Raw genomic sequence first — 19,046 nt, 5'->3', positions numbered from 1 at the left:
TCGCCGTCGCAAGGAAGCTTCTCGTCGTCCTAAACGCCATCATTCGAGACAAAAAAGCTTTCGCATGAACACAGTTGCCATGCCGCGACTTTAAACGCGTCACCACGGTGCAGAATTCTGCTCCGCTGCACCCTTCGGCCAAGGGCACGGAATGGATCCTCGGGTCTCCGCGACGTCGCTTCGCTCCTGCTCCGCCTGTGGATGACGAAGGGGGTAAGGCTTCGACCAATCCCGAATATTTATGCTGATCCATCCAAACGAACGACGAAATCCGGGCTGCCAATAGGCCGTCCAACCGATCAACCCTGTGTGCACCTAGTCAGGCGTCATTCTGGCCGCCGCCCCACATGGCGCCGATCTCATCCTTGCTCACGGCCTGACCACCCTCGCCTGCTTTCGCCCTGAGATCGGCGGCGATGACAGCCAGCCGCTCCGCCAAGGTGGCGCGGCCTCTTTCCCATTTCAGTTCGGATTCAAGCGCTTCGATAACCGCTTTAGTCATGGAAGTGTTGCGTTTGGCCGCAAGCTCAAGAGCGAGTTCGCGTGCGCGCGGATCCCTTATCCGAAGGTTCATGTGACCGATCCTTGGCGATACCTGTCACAACAATCTAGACTTTTGTAATGACCGCGCCAGCGTGGTCATCATATCCCGTACAGCATCTCGTCCTGCAGCCGGCGCAAGGCGAACAGCCTCGTCGTCTGGTCGGGTATGGCATTGTCGCCGGTCAGCAATTCGCCTTTCCGGACCGGCTTCAGCACCTTGCCGCCCTCGAGCAGGCCGACCGGCACGGCGCGCTGCGCACGGGCCTCGCCGACGGTCATGGTCCAGGAGCGGTAGCAGGTCTCGCCGATCGCATCGAAGGTCTCGCCGGCGGCAAGGTCGCGCTTGGAGACGGCGCACACTTCGGCCACCGGCCTTGGCAGCGGCACCATGTCGGGCTTGCCGAAAAGCACGATGCGGGCGGCGGTCAGCGGCACTTCCAGCGAAGTCAGATGATACGGCCTGAACAGGCTGTAATAGGGGCCGTGGCCGATATGCAGATCGTCCATGCGCTCGATGATGCGCGGATGCGTCGCCTCGACGATGACGAAGACGCCGGGCGCGACGCCCTTGCCGACCGTGTAGTCGACGACGCCTTTCTTCGTGAGCAGGCCGCCATCCTCGCGCGGGATGAGCACCTTGGCGAGATCGTCGCGGTCGGCCTTTGGGCCGTGCATGCCGGGCACATCGGGCGCCAGCCCGGTTGCATTGGCGATGGCGCACATTTCGACCATGGTCTTGGAACCGTCCACGAACTCGACCAGCATGCGCGGGTTCATGTTGCGGCGGACCGCTTCCTCGCGATAGTCGTCCGGCACGGCGTCGTGGTTGAGTGGGTTGTTCTTGCCCTTGCCGGCCGAGACGATGGTTAGCCCAAGCGCCGACGCAAACTCGATCAGTTCCATGCAACTCGACGGCTCATCGCCCGCACCCACCGAATAGACGACGCCAAGCCGGTCGGCCTGCTGCTTAAGATAGCAGCCGATGGTGACGTCGGCCTCGACGTTCATCATCACCAGATGCTTGCCATGCTCCATCGCCATCAGGTCGAAATCGGCGGCAACGCCCGGCTTGCCGGTGGCGTCGATGACGACGTCGATCAACGGGTTGGTGACCAGCATCTCGTTCGAAGTGATGGCGATCTTGCCGTTCTCGATCGCCGCGGTGACTTTCGACGCGCTGTCGGCCTCGACCGCCATGGCTTCATCGCCATAGGCGATGCGGATGGCCTCGCGCGCGGTGTGCGGACGGCGTGTCGAAACGGCGCAAACCGAAATGCCCTTCATCAGCATGCCTTGCGTCACCAGATCGGTGCCCATCTCGCCCGAGCCGATGACGCCGATGCGCACCGGGCGGCCCTCGGCGGCGCGCCTGGCGAGATCACGGGCAAGGCCGGTCAGGGCGACATTGGTCATGCGGGAATGTCCCATGGTTCTTGAGTTGGAGGCGGCAATAGCAGGGAAACGCCCCCTTTTGCCAACGAAACCGTCCGGCGCGGCTTCAGACCACCCTGAGATAGCTCGTCATTCCCGATTTCTGGTGCTCGATGACGTGGCAGTGGAGAAGCCAGTCGCCGAGATTGTCGGCGACGAGGCCCAGGCTCACCTTCTCGTTGGGCTGGATGAGATAGGTATCCGAAATCATCGGCTCAACCTGGCGCGTCGAGGACGACAACACCTTGAAGCTCATGCCGTGCAGATGCATCGGATGGGATTGCGGCGTCAGGTTTTCCATGTCGATAACATAGCTCCGGCCGAGCTTCAGTTCGGCCAGCGGCGCGGTTGGATCCGGCGTATCGCCTGACCACGGCACCTTGTTGATCGCCCAGAAGCTGTAGCCAAGCGAACCACAGATGCCGTCACTCGGGACGTTTTCCGCCGTGGCGCTGAGCGCCAGGGAAATATGCTTGGCACTGGTGAGGTCCACTTCCGCCACCGGATTGACCTCCAGGGGTGCAACATCACGAATGGCGCGCTTGAGCGAGCTTCCCGTCGCGCGAAGGGTCGCGAGCACTTTGGGCTTGGTGCCCCTGACGTCCCGCAGGCTGACGATCGCGCCCTCGTCGTCGGGCATGCGGATGGCCAGCTCCATGCGCTGGCCGGGTCCAAGCAGCAGGGCTTCGGGAGAAAAACGCCGCGGCACCGGATTGCCGTCGAGCGCCATGACTGTCGCCTCGGCGCCGTCGACGCGAAAGGCATAGATCCGCGTGACGTCGGTGATGGCGACCCTGAGCCGCACCAGCCCTCCGGCCGGCGCGTCATATTGCGGCTGATCGAGCCAGTTGGCGGTGCGCACTGTGCCGTAAGTGCCGGTTCTCGCGGCATCGCGCGGGCGGAACTGGTCGATGAACTGACCGTCGTCGCCGAGGCGCCAGTCGCGCAGATTGATGACAATCTCGGCATCGAATTCCGGATCACCGGGGTTCTCGACCACGATCACGCCCGTCAGGCCGTGGCCCATCTGGGTCAGCGTGTTGCAATGCGGGTGGTACCAGAAGGTGCCGGCGTCGGGCGGCGTGAAGGCGTAGTCGAAATGATCGCCGGTGTAGACATAAGGCTGGACCAGAAAGGGCACGCCGTCCATCTTGTTTGGAACGCGAATACCGTGCCAGTGGATGGTCGTCGGATCGTCGATGGCGTTGACAAGACGCGCGGCAAAGGGCTCGCCCTTTTTCATTCTGAGCACGGGCGGCATTCCGGCGTTGCCGTAGGTCAGTACATCCCTGGTCTGGCCGATATCCATCAGCTTTGCCTGGATCTTTGCCGTCTGCAAAACCACCGGCTCGGGCGTGGCAGAGGCCCAGCCGCCAAGCCGACCGATGGCCGAAAACCCTATCCCGCCCACGCCGGCAACCGCGGCCGTTTTCAAAAGCCCGCGGCGTGTGAGTAGGGTCATTCGGCGTTCCAACTGCAAAGACGACTGCTTGGGTCTATCGCTATCCTGGATCAGAGGCCAGTCACCGGCGCGGATGCCGATATTGGCACATTGCATCTCGACGATGCCATGGCGATGTGTGGTTGTCGCTTGGCTTGGCCGACAACAGAACCTGCCGCTGCTATTCAGCCGCCTTGGCATGGTGTGCCGGCACGTAGTTGAGGATGGGGCCAAGCCAGCGCTCGACCTCGGCCAACGGCATAGCCTTGCGGCGCGCATAATCCTCGACCTGATCGCGTTCGACCTTGGCGACGCCGAAATAGTAGCTTTCGGGATGCGACAGATAGATGCCTGACACGGACGAGCCCGGCCACATCGCATAGCTCTCGGTCAGGCGGACCCCGGCATTGTTCTCGCCGTCGAGCAACCGGAACAGCGTCGCCTTCTCGGTGTGGTCGGGTTGCGCCGGGTAGCCGGGCGCCGGACGGATGCCGCGATAGGGCTCGCCGATCAGCTCGTCGGGCGCCAACGATTCGTCTGGCGCGTAGGCCCAGAACTCCTTGCGCACCTTCTCGTGCATGCGCTCGGCGAAGGCCTCGGCGAAGCGGTCGGCCAGCGCCTTGACCATGATCGACGAATAATCGTCGTTCGCCCGCTCGAAACGCTCCGCGATCGCCACCTCCTCGATTCCGGCGGTGACGATGAAGCCGCCGATGTAGTCGGGCTTGCCGCTATCCATTGGCGCGACGAAATCCGACAGCGCGACATTGGCCTTGCCGTCGCGCTTGGTCAGTTGCTGGCGCAGTGTGAAAAAGGTCGCCAGTTCCCGGGATCGCCTGTCATCCCTGAACAGCCTGATGTCGTCGCCAACTGTGTTGGCCGGCCAGAAGCCGATGACGCCGCGCGGGGCGAACCATTTTTCGGCAATGATCTGCTTCAGCATCGCCTGCGCATCCTCGAACAGCTGGCGCGCGGCGGGTCCTTGCGCCTCATCCTCCAGGATCTTGGGATAGCGGCCCTTCAGCTCCCAGGTCTGGAAGAACGGCGTCCAGTCGATGTAGCGCGCGAGCTCGGCCAGGTCCCAATTCTCGAAGATCTTCACGCCTGTGAAGGACGGCTTCGGCGGCTCATAGGCAGACCATTCGATCCGATGCGGATTGGCCCTTGCCTTGGCCAGCGGCAGCCGCTGCTTGTCGGCTTCGGAGCGGGCATGCGCGTCGGCGACCCTCTTGTATTCAGCGCGCACCGTGTCGACGTAGCCGCCTTTGGTCTCGATCGACAGCAAGGACGAGACCACGCCGACCGCCCGACTGGCGTCGGTGACGTAGACCGTCTGCCCCTTGGTGTAGCGCGGGTGGATCTTCACAGCCGTATGGACGCGGCTGGTGGTCGCGCCCCCGATCAGCAACGGGATGTCGAAGCCTTCGCGCTCCATCTCGGCGGCCATATGCGCCATCTCGTCGAGCGACGGCGTGATCAGGCCGGACAGGCCGATGATGTCGACATTTTCCTCGCGCGCCGTCCGCAGTATCTTTGCCGCCGGCACCATGACGCCGAGATCGATGATCTCGTAATTGTTGCAGGCGAGCACGACGCCGACGATATTCTTGCCGATGTCGTGGACATCGCCCTTCACCGTCGCCATCAGGATTTTACCGGCCGTCTGGCGTTCGCCATTGTCAATGCCATTGGCGGCATTGGCCAGCTTCTCGGCCTCCATATGCGGCAATAGTCCGGCCACCGCCTGTTTCATCACCCGCGCGGACTTCACCACTTGCGGCAGGAACATCTTGCCCGCGCCGAACAGGTCGCCGACGACATTCATGCCGGCCATCAGCGGGCCTTCGATGACATGCAGCGGGCGCTCGGCGGCCAGCCGTGCTTCCTCGGTGTCAGCGTCGATGAATTCGGTGATGCCGTTGACCAGTGCATGGCTGATCCGCTGTTCGACCGGCAATTCGCGCCAGGCGAGATCGCGCTCCTTGGCTTCTTGGCCCGCCGCGCCCTTGAAGCGTTCGGCGATCTCCAGCATGCGTTCGGTGGCGGTGCCGCCGGCCTTGGGCACGCGGTTGAGCACGACATCCTCGCAGGCCTCGCGCAGCGCCGGTTCGATCGTGTCGTAGACGGCGAGCTGACCGGCATTGACGATGCCCATGTCCATGCCGCGCTGGATGGCATGGTAGAGGAATACGGCATGCATGGCCTCGCGCACCGGCTCGTTGCCGCGGAACGAGAAGGACAGGTTCGACACGCCGCCGGAAATGTGGACATGCGGCAGCGTCCCGGTGATCTCGCCCGTGGCCTTGATGAAGTCGACGCCGTAATTGTCGTGCTCCTCTATGCCGGTGGCGATAGCGAAGACATTGGGGTCGAAGACGATATCCTCGGGCGGAAAGCCGGCCTGTTCGGTCAGGAGCTTGTAGGCGCGGGTGCAGATCTCGACCTTGCGCGCTTTGGTGTCGGCCTGGCCGTCCTCGTCGAAGGCCATGACGACCACAGCGGCGCCATAGGCGCGCACCAGCCTTGCATGATGCAGGAACGCCTCTTCGCCTTCCTTCATCGAGATGGAGTTGACCAGCGGCTTGCCCTGCACGCATTTCAGGCCGGCCTCTATGATCTCCCATTTGGAACTGTCGACCATGACGGGAACGCGGGCGATGTCCGGCTCGGCGGCGATCAGGTTGAGATATTCCACCATCGCCTTCTTCGAATCGATCAGTCCCTCGTCCATGTTGATGTCGATGATCTGCGCGCCGTTGGCGACCTGGTCGCGCGCCACGTCGAGCGCGGCGACATAGTCGCCCGCCGTGATCAGCTTCCTGAACTTGGCCGATCCGGTGACATTGGTGCGCTCGCCGACATTGACGAAGGGAATCTCGTCGGTCAGCGTGAACGGCTCCAGCCCGGAAAGGCGCATCTTGCGCTCGATCTCCGGAATGGCGCGCGGCGGATATTTCTTCACCGCTTCAGCGATGGCGCGGATGTGATCCGGGGTCGAGCCGCAGCAGCCGCCGACGACGTTGACCAGCCCCTCGCGGGCAAAATCCTCGATCTGCGCGGCCATGAATTCCGGGCTCTCGTCATAACGGCCGAATTCATTGGGCAGGCCGGCGTTGGGATAGGCGCAGGTGAAGGTGTTGGCGACGCCTGATATCTCGGCCAGATGCGCGCGCATGGCGTTGGCGCCGAGCGCGCAGTTGAGGCCGATGGTGAAGGGACTGGCATGGCGCACCGAATGCCAGAAGGCCGTCGGCGTCTGGCCGGACAGCGTGCGGCCGGACAGGTCTGTTATTGTGCCGGAAATCATCACCGGCAGGCGCACGCCCTTCTCGTTGAAGATCTCTTCTGCCGCGAAGATCGCCGCCTTGGCGTTCAGCGTGTCGAAGATGGTCTCGATCAGGATGATGTCGGCGCCACCGTCGATCAGGCCGCGCAGCTGTTCGCCATAGGCCAGGCGCAGATCGTCGAAGGTCACGGCACGATAGCCGGGATTGTTGACGTCGGGCGACATCGAGGCGGTGCGATTGGTTGGCCCCAGCGCGCCGGCAACGAAACGGCGCTTGCCATCCTCCTGCTCGGCACGAACAGCGGCGCGCCGTACCAGCCGCGCGCCATCGCGATTTAGCGCATAGACGGCATCCTCCATGCCGTAGTCGGCCTGGGCGATCGACGTCGAGGAGAAGGTGTTGGTCTCGAGGATATCCGCGCCTGCAATGGCGTATTGATAGTGGATTTCCTCGATCGCCTGCGGCTGCGTCAGGATCAGAAGATCATTGTTGCCTTGCTGGTGGCAGGCGCAGCCGGCGAAGGCTTCGCCGCGGAACTGGTCTTCATCGAAACCCAGGCCTTGGATCTGTGTGCCCATGGCGCCGTCAAGGACGAGGATGCGTTCGCGCGCCGCCGCCGTCAGCGCCGCAAGCACTTCCGACCCGTCGGGCTTTGCCGCGACGGGGCCGAACAACGCGTCCAGCGATGCAGAATTCTGCGACATTTTTTATCCCTTTGGCGACAGGCCTTTTCATGTCACATAAGGATATCTTTATGTCAATATACGGCAAGCGCTCGTCATTGTCACGTGCTGTTGCTTTCGCCTGGCTCACGAGCGCAATCCTTCCGTCAGCGCGGGTGGCTGGACGAGGAGAAGGTCGGACAAGCATTCCGTTCGGGCAATGGATTGGGTTGGCACGACCATGGCATCTGCCTGTTCCGCGGCACGAACGAGTATCACGGAAGCCGTTTCGGGCCGATCGTTGCGGACGGTCGCGCCCGCTTTCACCGTACTGATGGTGCCCGGTAGTTGTTTCCAAACAACGGCTTGGAATGGTGCTGCGAGAGAGGATTGAACTCTCGACCTCTCCCTTACCAAGGGAGTGCTCTACCACTGAGCTACCGCAGCCGCTGATGGCGGGGCTTCTGCCATATCGAACCGGCAAGCGCAAGGCCAAGTGCAACGCTTCTGTGAAAGCCTTTGCCGGATAGCTTTTATCGACATGGCGGCGCCACAATGTTGGCTATCCCTGATTGACGGGTTGGCTGGTCGCCGGCCGGGACGGGACGATGAACGACAAGACAATTCCACTGAAAAGGGCTGGTCCAGCGAAAAAGAGCGGCGCCAACCGCAAGGACCGGCTGGCCGAGCAATTGCGCGCCAATTTGCAGAAGCGCAAGGCGCAGTCGCGCTCGCGGCGCGCCGGCAATGCGGATCAGCGGCCGGACGGGCTCGGCGCGGCAAGGGAAATACAAAAAGATTAACTCAAATCGGCCACTCTTGGCCCGGGATGGGGCGAAATCCTATTTCTTGAACCAGCCAATTCCTTGAACCAGATTGGCCAATGGTCTAGACGGGCCGATACTCAAACGATTGAACCGGTTCTTTTCGAGCCGAGAGGGACGTTCTTCCATGGATCGCATCAGAATTGTCGGCGGCAACAAGCTTGCCGGAAGCATTCCGATCTCGGGCGCGAAAAACGCGGCCCTGCCCCTGATGATCGCCTCGCTCTTGACCGACGACACGCTGACGCTGGAAAACGTGCCGCATCTGGCCGATGTCGAGCAGTTGATCCGCATCCTGGGCAATCACGGCGTCGATTATTCGGTCAATGGCCGCCGCGAGAAGCAGAATGAAGGCTATTCGCGCACCATCAATTTCTCCGCCCGCAACATCGTCGACACGACGGCGCCCTATGAACTGGTGTCGAAGATGCGGGCGTCGTTCTGGGTGATCGGCCCGCTGCTGGCCCGCATGGGCGAGGCCAAGGTGTCGCTGCCGGGCGGTTGCGCCATCGGCACGCGCCCGGTCGATCTGTTCCTCGAGGGCCTGCAGGCGCTGGGCGCCGATATCGACGTCGACACCGGCTATGTCATTGCCAAGACCAGGAATGGCCGGTTGGTCGGCAACCGCTACGTGTTCCCGAAGGTCTCGGTCGGCGCCACCCATGTGCTGATGATGGCTGCGGCACTGGCCAAGGGCGAGACGGTTCTCGACAATGCCGCCTGCGAACCTGAGATCGTCAACCTCGCCGAGTGCCTCAACGCCATGGGCGCGAAGATTTCCGGCGCCGGAACGCCTGTTATCACCATCGACGGCGTCGAATCGCTGTCGGGTGCCCGCGTGCGCGTCATTCCCGACCGCATCGAGACCGGCACCTACGCAATGGCGGTGGCAATGACCGGCGGCGACGTCGTGCTCGAGGGCGCACGCCCCGAATTGCTGCAGACGGCGCTCGACGTGATCTCGCAGACGGGTGCGGAGATCACGCAAACCAATTCCGGCATTCGTGTGAAGCGCAACGGCGCCGGCATTTCCCCGGTCGACGTGACGACGGCGCCGTTCCCGGGCTTCCCGACCGATTTGCAGGCGCAATTCATGGGCCTGATGACGATGGCCAAGGGCAAGTCGCGCATCACCGAGACGATTTTCGAAAACCGCTTCATGCATGTGCAGGAACTGGCCCGGCTCGGCGCCCACATCACGCTTTCGGGCCAGACGGCAATCGTCGACGGCGTGCCGAAGTTGAAGGGCGCGCCGGTCATGGCGACCGATCTTCGCGCCTCGGTCTCGCTGGTCATCGCCGGCCTGGCGGCCGAAGGCGAGACGACGGTCAACCGCGTCTATCATCTCGACCGCGGCTTCGAGCGGCTGGAAGAAAAGCTGTCCAACTGCGGCGCGGTGATCGAGCGGATTTCCGCATAGGCCATTCGCAAGGCCGTGCGGTGCGGTTGCGCGGACGGGAAAGACCGCCTAACAGAAGGTTCAGTTATCAACCTTCAGGTGCGAAATCCGCATGACTGCCCTTAAGCTTATCGCGCTCGACGACCAGGATCTGAGCATCGTTTCGGCCCATGTCCAGGATGCCGTGATGAAGGTCAGTGACCTCGAATTCCTGCCCGCGGCCAGGCGTTTCCTGCTGACCATGAACCGTTTCGTCTGGGAGGCCAAATCCGGCCTGTTTCGCCAGCACAATGAGCGGCGGCAGGCGGTGCTGCATTTCGACCGGGTGCTTGGTGCCAAGACCAACGGCATCGCCCGCGACAAGCCGGCTGAGGTACTGTCCCTGCTGGCGATCAGCTTCATCGAGATCAGCAAGCCGGCCGGTATCGTCGAACTGATCTTTGCGGGCGGCGGCACCATCATGCTCGATGTCGAGTGCATCGAGGCCCGCCTTGCCGACATCGGCGGCGCCTGGGAAGCCAGCTCGCGCCCGATCCACAAGGCCTGAACATCCGATGGCCATCACGCTTCGTCAGTCCGACGCCGATTTCGAGCAGCGTTTCGCCGCCTTCCTCCTGACCAAGCGGGAAGTGTCCGCCGACGTCGACGCCGCGGTGCGCGACATCATCGCGCGCGTGCGCGCAGAGGGCGACGCGGCGTTGATGGACTATTCGCAGAAATTCGATCGCGCCGATCTGGCTGGATTGGGCATCGCCGTCTCGAAGGACGACATCGCCCAGGCTTACAAGGCCGCTGACCCAAAAACGATCGAGGCGCTGGAATTCGCGCGCGACCGCATCCGCTCGCATCACGAACGGCAGCGGCCGAAGGACGATCGCTATACCGATGCCGCCGGCGTCGAACTCGGTTGGCGCTGGACGGCGATCGAGGCGGTCGGGCTCTATGTGCCGGGCGGCACGGCGAGCTATCCAAGCTCGGTGCTGATGAACGCCGTCCCGGCCAGGGTGGCCGGCGTCGAGCGCATCGTCATGGTCGTGCCGGCGCCAGGCGGCAGCATCAACCCGCTGGTGCTGGTGGCCGCGGATATATCAGGCGTGTCGGAAATCTACCGCGTCGGCGGCGCCCAGGCGATCGCAGCGCTTGCCTATGGCACCGAGACTATAAAGCCGGTCGCCAAGATCGTCGGTCCGGGCAATGCCTATGTCGCAGCGGCCAAGCGCCAGGTGTTCGGCACCGTCGGCATCGACATGATCGCCGGGCCGTCGGAAGTGCTCGTCGTGGCTGACGGCAGCAACGACCCGGACTGGATCGCCGCCGATTTGCTGGCTCAGGCCGAGCACGATGCGTCGGCGCAGTCGATTCTGGTCACCGACGACCCGGCCTTCGGCATCGCCGTCGAACAGGCGGTCGAACGCCAGTTGCAGAACCTGCCGCGCGCCGAAACGGCAGCAGCAAGCTGGCGCGATTTCGGCGCGGTGATCCTGGTGCCGACGATCGAGGCAGCGCTGCCGCTGGTCGACCGTATCGCCGCCGAACATGTCGAATTGGCAATCGACGATGCCGAGGGTTTCCTGTCGCGGATGCGCAATGCGGGTGCCGTCTTTCTCGGCCGCCATACCCCGGAAGCCATCGGCGACTATGTCGGCGGATCCAACCATGTGCTGCCAACGGCACGTTCGGCACGTTTCTCGTCCGGGCTGTCCGTGCTCGATTTCGTCAAGCGCACCTCGATCCTCAAGCTTGGGCCGGAGCAGTTGCGGATCTTGGCGCCGGCGGCGATCGCGCTGGCCAAGGCGGAAGGCCTTGATGCACATGCACGTTCCGTCGCCATACGGTTGAACATGTAGCCGCCATGTCCGACTCCGATCAAACCCGCGCCAGGCTGATCGATGTCGAACTCGATGAATCGATCGGCCGCTCGACACCCGATGTCGAGCATGAACGCGCGGTGGCGATCTTCGACCTGATCGAGGAAAACAGTTTTCAACCCGTCAATGACGGCGGCGCCGGCCCTTATCGGCTGAAACTGTCGCTGGCCGAGAAGCGCCTGGTCTTTGCCGTGGCGCGAGAGGATGGGGCCCCCGTCGTCACCCATATCTTGTCGCTGACGCCGCTCAGGCGCATCGTCAAGGACTACTACATGATCTGCGAAAGCTACTATGACGCCATCCGCTCCTCGACGCCAAGCCACATCGAGGCGATCGACATGGGCCGCCGCGGCCTGCACAATGAAGGCTCGCGGACGCTGATGGACCGGCTTTCCGGTAAGATCGACATCGACTTCGATACGGCGCGCCGGCTGTTCACGCTGGTCTGCGTGCTGCACTGGCGGGGCTAGCCCTGGCACCCGGCGCCCTGCCCCGTTCGATCCTGTTCGTGTGCGGCATGAACGCCGTGCGCTCGCCGATGGCGGAGCAACTGGCGAGGCGGATGCTGCCTGCCACCATCTTCGTCGCCTCGGCCGGCGTTCGCGCGGGCGAGCGCGATCCGTTCGTCGATGCGGTGCTCGCCGAGGAGGGTCTCACACTGGGCGAGCGTCACCCAAGGACGATGGACGATCTCGAGGACGACTATTTCGACCTCATCGTCACGCTGGCTCCGGAAGCGCACCACGCGGCTCTCGAACTCACCCGCTCGCTCGCCGTCGAGGTCGAATACTGGCCGATGCCGGACCCTACCGATGCCGGCGGCACGCGCGAACAGATCATGGCCAGTTATCGCGACGTGCGCGAGCGGCTGAAGTTGCGCATAGGCCGACGTTTTTTGCTTCCGGAAGCTAAAAACGCGACGGATTAAGCGTGTTCACAAGCGGGCGATTATCATATAGGTTCCGCCGAAATTCCGGCAGAGTCGGATGATTTCAGGTCTGTTCGACCTGAAATCTGAATCCGCCTCTAAATCAAGAAGTAGAGCATGATGTCGTCCGAAAACCGCTTCACACTTTTCGGCATCATGCTCTAGGCGCTGGAACTACCATCCAAGCAAAGGTATCGAATGCCGAAGGAAGAAGTCCTCGAGTTTCCGGGTGTCGTGACGGAATTGTTGCCCAACGCGATGTTCCGGGTAAAGCTCGAAAACGAACATGAGATCATCGCCCACACGGCCGGCCGCATGCGCAAGAACCGCATCCGCGTGCTGACCGGTGACAAGGTTCTGGTCGAGATGACGCCATACGACCTGACCAAGGGCCGCATCACCTATCGTTTCAAGTAAGCAAAGCCCGACTGGTCCGCGATGAGCATTTTGCAGAAGCTGGTGCTTGCCTCGGGTTCGCCGCGCCGGATCGAGCTCTTGCAGCAGGCCGGCATCGAGCCGGACCGCGTGCTGCCGGCCGATGTCGACGAAACGCCGCTGCGTGCCGAGCATCCGCGCTCGCTGGCCAAACGGCTGTCGAAGGAAAAGGCCGAGAAGGCGTTCGCGTCGCTGAAGACCGAAGCCGACTACGCGCCGGGCTTCGTGCTGGCCGCCGACACGGTGGTCGCCGTCGGGCGGCGCATCCTGCCCAAGGCGGAAACCCTCGACGACGCCGCCAACTGCCTCGGGCTGTTGTCCGGCCGTTCGCACCGGGTCTATTCCGGCATCTGCCTGATCACGCCGGGCGGCAAACTGCGCCAGCGGCTGGTCGAGACGCGGGTGCGCTTCAAGCGGCTGCCGCGCGAGGAAATCGACGCCTATGTCGCCTCGGGCGAATGGCGCGGCAAGGCCGGCGGCTACGCCGTCCAGGGTCTCGCCGGCGCGTTCGTCGTCAAGCTGGTCGGTTCCTACACCAACGTCGTCGGGCTGCCGCTCTATGAGACGGTGGCGCTGTTGAGCGGCGAAGGCTTCGAGGTGCATGGCGGCTGGCTGTCAGGCGCACGGCTATGAGTTCCGACCCCAAAGTCACGCCCTTGCGTCCCAAGCGCCCCTGCCCCGAATGCGGGAAGCCATCGGCGCGCGACACTTTTCCGTTCTGCTCGACGCGCTGCAAGGACATCGACCTCAACCGCTGGCTGAAGGGCGCCTATGTCATCAAGGCCCGCGACGACGAGGAAGAGACCGACCCCGACGCTCCTAAATAAGGCGTCAGGCGGCCTCGGTCTTGCGCGCCACGCGCGCCCAGGCCGGCAGCCAGTCGCCATGAGCGGCGAGAAGGTCGTCGACCAGTGACCAGATCTGGTCGAGATCAAGCTCGGCGGCGGTATGCGGGTCCATCATCGCCGCATGGTAGATGTGGTCGCAGTTCTCCGTCATCAGCGCCCGCACCGTCAGTTCCTGCACGTTGATGTTGGTGCGGATCAGCGCGGTCAATTGCGGCGGCAACTCGCCGATATAAGTCGGCTGGATGCCGGAAGCATCGACCAGGCATGGCACCTCGGCGGCGCAATCGCGAGGCAGCGAGGTGATGCAGCCATTGTTGCGGACATTGCCGTAGATCACCGACGGTTCGCCGGTCCAGACCGAATTCATGATCGAGGAGGCATATTCCTTCGACTGCTCGACCTCGATGCGATCGGCCGAACGATAGGCTTCCGCCTGTCCCTTCCAGCGCTCGATCTGCTCGATGCAGCGCTTGGGATATTCATCCAGCGGGATGCCGTATTTCTCGATCAGGTCCGGGCGGCCGTCCTTGATGAAATAGGGCGTGTATTCGGCGAAATGCTCCGAGCTTTCGGTGACGAAATAGCCGAGCCTGGTCAGCATCTCGTAGCGCACCTTGTTGGGGCAGCGCGGGTTCCAGCCAGGCTTGGGCGCGCGGCCTTCGCGATAGGCGCGCACCAGATCTGGATAGAGATTGCGGTAGGAACCGTCCGGCTGGCGATGCTCGAAGCTGAGATAAAAGGCCATGTGGTTGATGCCGGCCGAGCGATAGCGGATTTCTTCGTAAGGAATGTCGAGATCGTGCGCCAGCTCCATTGCCGTGCCCTGCACCGAATGGCAGAGGCCGACCTGCCTGATCTCGGGATATTTCTCTGATATCGCCCAGGTGTTGATCGCCATCGGATTGACATATTGCAGCATGATCGCCTGCGGGCAGACGGCGAGCATGTCCTCGCAGACCTTCCACAGATGCGGCACGGTCCGGAGGCCCCGCATGATGCCGCCGACGCCGAGCGTGTCGGCGATCGTCTGGCGCAGGCCGTATTTCTTCGGCACTTCGAAATCGGTGACCGTGCAGGGCTCATAGCCGCCAATCTGGAAGGCGACGACGACGAAGTCGGCGCCGGCCAGCGCCTTGCGCTGGTCCGAATGGGTCTCGGTCTTTGCCTTGACGCCGAGTGTCGCGATCAGCTTGTTGACGACGATGGCGCTCTCTTCCAGCCGCTGCGGATTGACGTCCATCAGCGCGATCGTCGCGCCCGAAAGCGACGGGCGCTGCAGCACGTCGCCGACAATGTTCTTCATGAACACCGTCGAGCCGGCGCCGATGAAAGTGATCTTGGGATTTCTTGCCATGCTAACCTCCGGCATATGTTCAGGCCACGTCGAAAGCGGCCCTGACGAGCCGTTCGGTGTAGGCGGTCTTGGGATTGGACAGGACGTCGTCGACCGGGCCCTGCTCGACGATCTTGCCATTCTGCATGACGATGACGCGGTGGCACAGTGCGCGCACCACCTTGAGGTCGTGCGAGATGAAGAGGTAGCTGAGACCGCGCTCGTCCTGCAGCTTGCGCAGCAGGTCGATGATCTGCGCCTGGACGGACAGGTCCAGCGCCGATGTCGGCTCGTCGAGCAGGATGAATTCAGGTTCCAATGCGATGGCGCGGGCGATCGCGACGCGTTGCCGCTGGCCGCCGGAGAATTCGTGCGGAAACCGCGACAGTATATCGCCGGGCATGCCGGCGCTGACCAGCGCCTCGCGCACCCGATCGACCCGCTCGCGCCGTGTCGCCCCTATGCTGTTGACGATCAGCCCTTCCTCGATGATCTGGCCGATCGTCATGCGCGGGTTGAGCGAGGAGAACGGATCCTGGAAGACGATCTGCATGCGCGAGCGCAGCGGCCGCATCTCGGCCCGCGACAGACCGTGGATCGGCTTGCCATCGAACCGTATCTCGCCGCGCTTGGTATCTATCAACCGGAGCAGGGCCTGGCCGAAGGTAGTCTTGCCGGAACCGGACTCGCCGACCAGCCCCAGCGTCTCATGGCGGCACAGGCTGAGGCTGAGATCGTCGACGGCGACCAGCTCCCGCCAGTCAGGTTTCAGGAAGGTGCCGTGGCGCAGCATGAAGGAGACGCGCACGCCGCTGGCCTCGAGAATGGTGCCGCAACCGTCGGGCAGCGGTTTCGGCTGTCCGCGCGGCTCGGAAGCCAGCAGCCGCCTCGTATAGGGATGCCGCGGATCGGCGAAGAGCCGCTCGGTGACGTTGTGCTCGCACATTTCGCCATGCTGCATGACATAGACGTAGTCGGAGAACTGACGCACGACGGTCAGGTCGTGGGTAATCAGGATCACCGCCATGCGCAGCTCGTTCTGCAGGCTGCGGATCAGGTTCAGGATCTGGGCCTGGACGGTGACATCGAGCGCCGTGGTCGGCTCATCGGCGATCAAGACATCGGGATTGTTGGCCAGCGCCATGGCAATCATCACGCGCTGGCGTTGTCCGCCCGATAGCTGGTGCGGATACTGCTTGAGCCGCGCGACAGGATCGGGAATCTGCACGTGCTGCAGAAGTTCCAGCGCTCGCGCCCAGGCCTGCTTGCGGCTGACCTTGCGATGCACCCTGATCGCCTCGACGATCTGGCTGCCGACCGTATAGATCGGGTTGAGGGAGCTCATCGGCTCCTGGAAGATCATCGAGATGCGGTTGCCGCGCAGCTTGCGCCGGGCGCTCTCGGGAAACTTCAGGATGTTTTGCCCGTCGTAACAGACACTCGACCCGGGCGACACCGTGGCGCGCCGCGACAGCAGGCCCATGACGGTGCGCGCCGTCACTGACTTTCCGGAACCGGATTCGCCGACGATTGCGATCGTCTCGCCGCGATAGAGCTGGAACGAGATGTCCTTGACCGCGTCGACGACGCCATACTCGACCTTGAAGGCCACGGCGACGTTGCGGGCGTCGATGATGGGCTGGTCCTGGCGTCCGTCATGGTCGTGACGGACGGTTGGTGCAAAGGATTCGGCGAGCGCGACTGTCATCTGTTCCACCTCAATAGGGGTCGACGGCGTCGCGCAGGCCGTCGCCCAGCGCGTTGAAGGCAAAGACGGTGACGAGCACGAAACCTACCGGCGACAGGATCCAGGGATAGGTGCCGATGACGGAATAGGTCGCGGTGTCCTGCAGCATCAGGCCCCACGAGATCAGCGGCGGCTTGACGGCGAAGCCGAGGAAACCGAGGAACGATTCAAGCAGCACCACCGTCGGGATCGCCAGCGTCACGGCGACGATCACATGGCTCATCACATTGGGGAAGATGTGCTGCATGATGATGCGCCGGTCGGTGGCGCCGACCGCCATGGCGGCGCGCACATACTCGATCCGCGCCAGCGCCAAAGTCTTGCCGCGCACCTCGCGCGACATCTGCGCCCAACCCAATGCCGACATGACGATGATGACGAAAGCGAGGAAGACATTGGTGGGCGCGGTAACCGGGATCAATGTCGTCAGCGCCAGGTAAAGCGGCAGTTGCGGGAAGGCGAGCACCAGTTCGACGAAACGCTGCATCCAGACATCGAACCTGCCGCCGAAATAGCCGGAGACCATGCCGACGGTGGTGCCGATGACGGTGATGATGAAGACGACCGTCAGCGCGATCATAAGCGAGACGCGCGAGCCATGGATGGCGCGGGACAGCACGTCGCGGCCGAACTTGTCGGTGCCGAGGAAATGCACCGGCTGGCCGTCCAGAGAGCCGAACAGATGCCGGTCCGCCGGCAACAGCCCGAACAGCTTGTAGGGCGCGCCATGCACGAAGAAACCAAGCAGCCTTGGATGGTCATAGTCGGGGCCGACGACGGGCTGGAAGGTGACCGGATCGAGATCCGCCGAATCGGCCAGCGCATAGACCCTCGGCCGCGCGGTGAAACCTCCGTCCTTGTCATGGAAAACAGGCACCTGCGGCGGAGCGAAGCCGACATCCGTGACCTTCGGGTCCATCGGCGCGATGAACTCGGCGAACACGGCCATTATCAACAGGAGCACGACAAGCCAAAGCCCGGCCGTGCCGGTCCAGGAGCGCTTCAACCGGCGCCAGACAAGGGCGATATAGCTCTCATTGCCGCGCTGCGGCTTCCCGATGGCGCCTTCGGCGGGCAGCGGTGGTGGCAGATTGTCGAAAGCCAGCATCTAACCCTCCCCGAACTGGCGCACGCGCGGATCGAGCAGCACCAGCAGCATGTCGGCGATGATGTTGCCGACGATCAGCGTCGCCGACAGCACCATCATGAACGTGGCGGTGACATAGACGTCGCCGACAGCCATGGAACCGACGATCGCCGGGCCGACGGTCGGGAGCGCGAAGATGATCGCGGTCTCGATCTCGCCGGTTAGCATGTAGGGCAGCACCACGCCCTGATACATGACGAGCGGGTGCAGCGCGTTGGGCACGGCGTGGCGCATCACGACAGCAGTGCCGGTCAGCCCCTTGGCCCTGGCCGTCTCGACATATTGCGCGTTCAGCGTGTCGAGCAAATTGCCGCGCATGACGCGCATGTTGTAGGCGAGGCCGCCGAAGGTGGCGATCGCCACGACCGGCCAGACATGCTTGACCAGGTCGACGAATTTGGCCCACGACCACGGCGCGCCGCCATATTGCGGCGAGAAGAAGCTGCCGATCTCCGACACGTTGAACTGGAAGACCAGGAGATAGACGATGATCAGCGCCATCAGGAAGCGCGGCACCGTCATGCCGAGGAAAGAGATCGCGGAAAGTGTCGAGTCGATCCAGGTGTATTGCCGGGTCGCCGCCCATATACCGAATGTGATGCCGAGCACCGAGGCGAGCAGATGGCAGACCAATGCCAGAATGAGCGTGCGCGGCAGGCGCTCGCCGACCACATCGGCGACCGGCTTGTTGTAGTAGAGGCTGTAGCCGAAATCGCCGCGGGTGATGATGCCGCCGATCCAGTTGAGATACTGGATAGGCAGCGGCTTATCGAGGCCATGCTCGATGCGATAGGCGTTGGCCTGCGCGTCGGCCTCGGCGAAGGAAGCTCCACCCTGGTTGATCGCCTGTGAGCGGATGTAGTCGGCATAATCGCCGGGCGGCGCCTGGATGATGGCAAAGGTGACCAGGCTCAAAATGGCGAGGACCGGTATTGCCGACGCTATGCGCGTGAGCAGGAATCGCAACATGGACGGTCCGTTTCTTGTCTCGCCGATCGCATCCTTTGGTTGCGTCCGGAGGTTTGACTTTGTCGGGGGGCGGCCCCCGCGCGGGCCCGAGAGTGGAAATGCGGGGGGTGTAGAATGAATTAAATGACGATGTTTTGGTGGGGGTGAGGGGCGGGGGCCGGGGGGGGCACGACAATTTAAGTGT

General features: G+C 63.1%; 17 protein-coding genes, 1 tRNA gene and 1 pseudogene. 10 read left to right on the top strand and 9 right to left on the bottom strand.

Features of this window, described 5'->3' with window-relative positions; genetic code table 11:
- Positions 1 to 319 precede the first annotated feature (319 nt).
- The 4 genes from NKH02_RS31950 to metH form a co-directional block, all read right to left on the bottom strand.
- Positions 320 to 574, bottom strand: a complete 255-nt coding sequence (locus NKH02_RS31950; protein ID WP_352883682.1) for a type II toxin-antitoxin system VapB family antitoxin — start codon at positions 572 to 574, stop codon at positions 320 to 322.
- Positions 575 to 642: 68 nt separating this feature from the next.
- Positions 643 to 1,956, bottom strand: a complete 1,314-nt coding sequence (locus NKH02_RS31945) for an NAD(P)H-dependent oxidoreductase (protein WP_352883680.1) — start codon at positions 1,954 to 1,956, stop codon at positions 643 to 645.
- Positions 1,957 to 2,041: 85 nt separating this feature from the next.
- On the bottom strand, positions 2,042 to 3,436 hold the full coding sequence (locus NKH02_RS31940; RefSeq protein WP_352883679.1) for a multicopper oxidase family protein: 1,395 nt from the start codon (positions 3,434 to 3,436) through the stop codon (positions 2,042 to 2,044).
- Positions 3,437 to 3,596: 160 nt separating this feature from the next.
- On the bottom strand, positions 3,597 to 7,406 hold the full coding sequence (gene metH, locus NKH02_RS31935) for a methionine synthase (RefSeq protein ID WP_352883677.1): 3,810 nt from the start codon (positions 7,404 to 7,406) through the stop codon (positions 3,597 to 3,599).
- 126 nt (positions 7,407 to 7,532) lie between these two features.
- Here metH and NKH02_RS34635 point away from each other — a divergent pair.
- A pseudogene (locus NKH02_RS34635) lies at positions 7,533 to 7,640 on the top strand (SAM-dependent methyltransferase); the annotation flags it as partial.
- Between the two features lie 96 nt (positions 7,641 to 7,736).
- Here NKH02_RS34635 and NKH02_RS31930 read toward each other — a convergent pair.
- Positions 7,737 to 7,811: transfer RNA gene (locus tag NKH02_RS31930), tRNA-Thr, on the bottom strand.
- Positions 7,812 to 7,972: 161 nt separating this feature from the next.
- On the opposite strand from NKH02_RS31930, the gene NKH02_RS31925 reads away from it, so the two are divergent.
- From NKH02_RS31925 to yacG, 9 genes are all read left to right on the top strand, one after another.
- Positions 7,973 to 8,167 (top strand): hypothetical protein, encoded by a 195-nt coding sequence (locus NKH02_RS31925; protein ID WP_352883676.1) that lies wholly within the window; start codon positions 7,973 to 7,975, stop codon positions 8,165 to 8,167.
- A gap of 148 nt (positions 8,168 to 8,315) precedes the next feature.
- Positions 8,316 to 9,608: a UDP-N-acetylglucosamine 1-carboxyvinyltransferase gene (gene murA, locus NKH02_RS31920; protein ID WP_352883675.1), complete on the top strand. Its 1,293-nt coding sequence runs from the start codon at positions 8,316 to 8,318 to the stop codon at positions 9,606 to 9,608.
- Positions 9,609 to 9,699: 91 nt separating this feature from the next.
- A complete protein-coding gene (locus tag NKH02_RS31915; protein WP_352883673.1) occupies positions 9,700 to 10,134 on the top strand; it encodes a DUF2948 family protein in 435 nt (144 codons plus the stop codon).
- A gap of 7 nt (positions 10,135 to 10,141) precedes the next feature.
- Complete coding sequence (gene hisD / locus NKH02_RS31910; protein WP_352883671.1) at positions 10,142 to 11,434, top strand: histidinol dehydrogenase; 1,293 nt, start codon at positions 10,142 to 10,144, stop codon at positions 11,432 to 11,434.
- A gap of 5 nt (positions 11,435 to 11,439) precedes the next feature.
- The gene (locus NKH02_RS31905; protein ID WP_352869692.1) at positions 11,440 to 11,925 is read left to right on the top strand and encodes a UPF0262 family protein; all 486 of its coding nucleotides are present in this window, start codon (positions 11,440 to 11,442) and stop codon (positions 11,923 to 11,925) included.
- Positions 11,913 to 12,383 (top strand): arsenate-mycothiol transferase ArsC, encoded by a 471-nt coding sequence (locus tag NKH02_RS31900; RefSeq protein ID WP_352883685.1) that lies wholly within the window; start codon positions 11,913 to 11,915, stop codon positions 12,381 to 12,383. The genes NKH02_RS31905 and NKH02_RS31900 overlap by 13 nt, the downstream gene beginning before the upstream one ends.
- Positions 12,384 to 12,581: 198 nt before the next feature.
- Positions 12,582 to 12,800 (top strand): translation initiation factor IF-1, encoded by a 219-nt coding sequence (gene infA, locus NKH02_RS31895; protein WP_006200926.1) that lies wholly within the window; start codon positions 12,582 to 12,584, stop codon positions 12,798 to 12,800.
- Positions 12,801 to 12,821: 21 nt separating this feature from the next.
- Complete coding sequence (locus NKH02_RS31890; protein ID WP_352883669.1) at positions 12,822 to 13,451, top strand: Maf-like protein; 630 nt, start codon at positions 12,822 to 12,824, stop codon at positions 13,449 to 13,451.
- Positions 13,448 to 13,645 carry a DNA gyrase inhibitor YacG gene (yacG, locus tag NKH02_RS31885; protein ID WP_352628423.1) on the top strand — a complete coding sequence of 66 codons (198 nt, stop codon included), beginning with the start codon at positions 13,448 to 13,450 and terminating at the stop codon, positions 13,643 to 13,645. Before NKH02_RS31890 ends, yacG begins: the two co-directional genes overlap by 4 nt.
- A 4-nt stretch (positions 13,646 to 13,649) precedes the next feature.
- Here yacG and NKH02_RS31880 read toward each other — a convergent pair whose 3' ends face one another.
- From NKH02_RS31880 to NKH02_RS31865, 4 genes are read right to left on the bottom strand one after another with little or no spacing between them, the layout of a single operon-like run.
- Positions 13,650 to 15,020 (bottom strand): alpha-glucosidase/alpha-galactosidase, encoded by a 1,371-nt coding sequence (locus tag NKH02_RS31880; RefSeq protein WP_352883667.1) that lies wholly within the window; start codon positions 15,018 to 15,020, stop codon positions 13,650 to 13,652.
- Positions 15,021 to 15,039: 19 nt separating this feature from the next.
- Positions 15,040 to 16,707: an ABC transporter ATP-binding protein gene (locus NKH02_RS31875; protein WP_352883666.1), complete on the bottom strand. Its 1,668-nt coding sequence runs from the start codon at positions 16,705 to 16,707 to the stop codon at positions 15,040 to 15,042.
- Between the two features lie 10 nt (positions 16,708 to 16,717).
- Positions 16,718 to 17,854: an ABC transporter permease gene (locus tag NKH02_RS31870; protein ID WP_352883664.1), complete on the bottom strand. Its 1,137-nt coding sequence runs from the start codon at positions 17,852 to 17,854 to the stop codon at positions 16,718 to 16,720.
- Entirely contained in the window at positions 17,855 to 18,862 is a 1,008-nt protein-coding gene (locus NKH02_RS31865) for an ABC transporter permease (RefSeq protein ID WP_352883663.1), read from the bottom strand.
- Positions 18,863 to 19,046 lie beyond the last annotated feature (184 nt).

This window comes from Mesorhizobium sp. M1396, assembly GCF_040317725.1.
Taxonomy (GTDB): domain Bacteria; phylum Pseudomonadota; class Alphaproteobacteria; order Rhizobiales; family Rhizobiaceae; genus Mesorhizobium.
Note: the sequence above shows the minus strand (reverse complement) of the source record. Positions and strands in the feature narration are given on the sequence as shown.

Excerpts from the sequence above, each read along its gene's own strand:
- NKH02_RS31865 (WP_352883663.1), bottom strand. The coding sequence starts at position 18,862 with ATGTTGCGATTCCTGCTCACGCGCATAGCGTCGGCAATACCGGTCCTC.
- NKH02_RS31880 (WP_352883667.1), bottom strand. The coding sequence starts at position 15,020 with ATGGCAAGAAATCCCAAGATCACTTTCATCGGCGCCGGCTCGACGGTG.
- murA (WP_352883675.1), top strand. The coding sequence starts at position 8,316 with ATGGATCGCATCAGAATTGTCGGCGGCAACAAGCTTGCCGGAAGCATT.
- NKH02_RS31875 (WP_352883666.1), bottom strand. The coding sequence starts at position 16,707 with ATGACAGTCGCGCTCGCCGAATCCTTTGCACCAACCGTCCGTCACGAC.
- NKH02_RS31950 (WP_352883682.1), bottom strand. The coding sequence starts at position 574 with ATGAACCTTCGGATAAGGGATCCGCGCGCACGCGAACTCGCTCTTGAG.
- yacG (WP_352628423.1), top strand. The coding sequence starts at position 13,448 with ATGAGTTCCGACCCCAAAGTCACGCCCTTGCGTCCCAAGCGCCCCTGC.
- hisD (WP_352883671.1), top strand. The coding sequence starts at position 10,142 with ATGGCCATCACGCTTCGTCAGTCCGACGCCGATTTCGAGCAGCGTTTC.
- NKH02_RS31925 (WP_352883676.1), top strand. The coding sequence starts at position 7,973 with ATGAACGACAAGACAATTCCACTGAAAAGGGCTGGTCCAGCGAAAAAG.
- metH (WP_352883677.1), bottom strand. The coding sequence starts at position 7,406 with ATGTCGCAGAATTCTGCATCGCTGGACGCGTTGTTCGGCCCCGTCGCG.
- NKH02_RS31890 (WP_352883669.1), top strand. The coding sequence starts at position 12,822 with ATGAGCATTTTGCAGAAGCTGGTGCTTGCCTCGGGTTCGCCGCGCCGG.
- NKH02_RS31945 (WP_352883680.1), bottom strand. The coding sequence starts at position 1,956 with ATGACCAATGTCGCCCTGACCGGCCTTGCCCGTGATCTCGCCAGGCGC.
- NKH02_RS31915 (WP_352883673.1), top strand. The coding sequence starts at position 9,700 with ATGACTGCCCTTAAGCTTATCGCGCTCGACGACCAGGATCTGAGCATC.
- NKH02_RS31905 (WP_352869692.1), top strand. The coding sequence starts at position 11,440 with ATGTCCGACTCCGATCAAACCCGCGCCAGGCTGATCGATGTCGAACTC.
- NKH02_RS31940 (WP_352883679.1), bottom strand. The coding sequence starts at position 3,436 with ATGACCCTACTCACACGCCGCGGGCTTTTGAAAACGGCCGCGGTTGCC.
- NKH02_RS31870 (WP_352883664.1), bottom strand. The coding sequence starts at position 17,854 with ATGCTGGCTTTCGACAATCTGCCACCACCGCTGCCCGCCGAAGGCGCC.
- infA (WP_006200926.1), top strand. The coding sequence starts at position 12,582 with ATGCCGAAGGAAGAAGTCCTCGAGTTTCCGGGTGTCGTGACGGAATTG.